This is a genomic window from Candidatus Symbiopectobacterium sp. (assembly GCF_020054415.1).
Classification (GTDB): domain Bacteria; phylum Pseudomonadota; class Gammaproteobacteria; order Enterobacterales; family Enterobacteriaceae; genus Symbiopectobacterium.
This window is the reverse complement of the sequence record NZ_JAHWCO010000256.1, coordinates 1-1,613: the sequence shown is the minus strand read 5'-3', so window position 1 is coordinate 1,613 and position 1,613 is coordinate 1. Positions and strand designations below refer to the sequence as shown.

The following is a 1,613-nucleotide window of genomic DNA, read 5'->3' as shown; positions in this document are numbered from 1 at the left end:
TTCCATGCCAGTTTTGGTTGAAAATGCTTGTCATATCAGGTGTACACTTTTCTCATGAGGCCTAACTGCATGATTTTACGTTGCGAGGATCCGTCGTTTCACTGGGCTGCCAGCATAAAATCTATTTATTCAACAAAGCCGTACACAGGGCGACCAGTCGATCCGTAGAGGATATTGGTGGCAAGAATATTAGTATCAGCGAGATATGTCAGATACTTACGGCAAGATACGCGAGAGATGCCAATCGCGTTTGCCAGCATTTCCGTGGAAAACTCAGCCCCTTGGTTGCCTTCAATCCATTCGCAGACGGTGCGTAGCGTCAGACTGGTCAGCCCTTTCGGCAGTTTTTTACGCTCACCGGCCACACCGCCGCTGGTGCGACGAATCAGGCTATCAATATCCGACTGAGCAACAAATTCTCGATGTTTCAGCAGGTTCGCTTCTTCGCGATAGGCGGTCAGCGCCTGTTCAAAGCGAGAGAACTGGAACGGTTTGATCAGGTAATCGACCACGCCGTAATGCAGCGCTTTCTTAATGGTATACACATCACTGGCGGAGGAGATGATAATCACATCCGTTTGTTCGCTGAACTCACGAATGGTCGGCAGCAGATCCAACCCGTTATCCTGCTGCATATAGATATCGAGCAGCACCAGATCGATCTCGGAATCGGGTTGCATCAGTTGTATTAGTCGCGACTAATACAATTTATTCAACAAAGCCATGTAACCTCCAAATACATTCCTCCCCCATCGGAGAGTTTGTAAGATTTTTCTTTTGCTTTAGCTGTTTGTACCTGTCTGGGATTTAGCTTCATATGGTGCTCTTTTAAACTCGAACCAGTGAGAGCACCAAATAATGCCCAAAACCTAGAGACGATTGCAATAGACTTCTATTGACTCAAGTAGAGTAATTTGCTTTGTAATATAAGCTTTTTTAAGGAATGTGTTGGCTTCGGTGAACTAATGTAGACGAGATGATGGTGTCTCCAGCAGGAATCGAACCTACAATTAGCCCTTAGGAGGGGCTCGTTATATCCATTTAACTATGGAGACATTGTTTAAGGTTGTTTTGACTGTTTCACGGCTTTGTTGAATAAATAGATTTTATGCTGGCAGCCCAGTGAAACGACGGATCATCGCAACGTAAAATCATGCAGTTAGGCCTCATGAGAAAAGTGTATACCTGAGATGAGAAGCATTTTCAACCAAAACTGGCATGGAAAAACAGCATAATTACCTATTATTCAACAACGCCCTGTTTCACCTTTTGTTTGTATCATACCGCAACTTACTTCTTTCCATCAATTGCTTTGTGCTGTTTAGTCCTTCTTTTCACCATTGTTTTTGTTTTTCACAGGATTGTTCACTTGCTATTGCGTACATATTGAGTACACAATGACCCTGTTTAGTGTGTACAGGATATAAACATGGCACTCAGTGACACAAAGCTACGCAGCATCAGCGGTAAAACGTGGCTTTGTTGAATAAATCAGAACTTGTAACGACTGCGCCCCATACGGGTCGATTGTTACGTGATGCGAATACTGTTCGGCATTCCTAATAGCGTGATCCGGTTAAGCGCTTTGACCATGGCCATGGCTTCACCCACCT

The 1,613-nt window shown here is 44.3% G+C and carries 1 tRNA gene and 3 pseudogenes; all 4 read right to left on the bottom strand.

From position 1 onward, the window contains the following. Window positions 1–125 precede the first annotated feature (125 nt). Window positions 126–683, bottom strand: a pseudogene (dcuR, locus tag QZ506_RS07450) (two-component system response regulator DcuR); the annotation flags it as partial. A gap of 41 nt (window positions 684–724) precedes the next feature. Then, window positions 725–817 (bottom strand): annotated as a pseudogene (locus tag QZ506_RS07445) (integrase); the annotation flags it as partial. Window positions 818–980: 163 nt separating this feature from the next. Next, window positions 981–1,055: transfer RNA gene (locus QZ506_RS07440), tRNA-Arg, on the bottom strand. A 475-nt stretch (window positions 1,056–1,530) separates the two neighbouring features. Next, window positions 1,531–1,613 (bottom strand): annotated as a pseudogene (locus QZ506_RS07435) (lipoprotein); the annotation flags it as partial.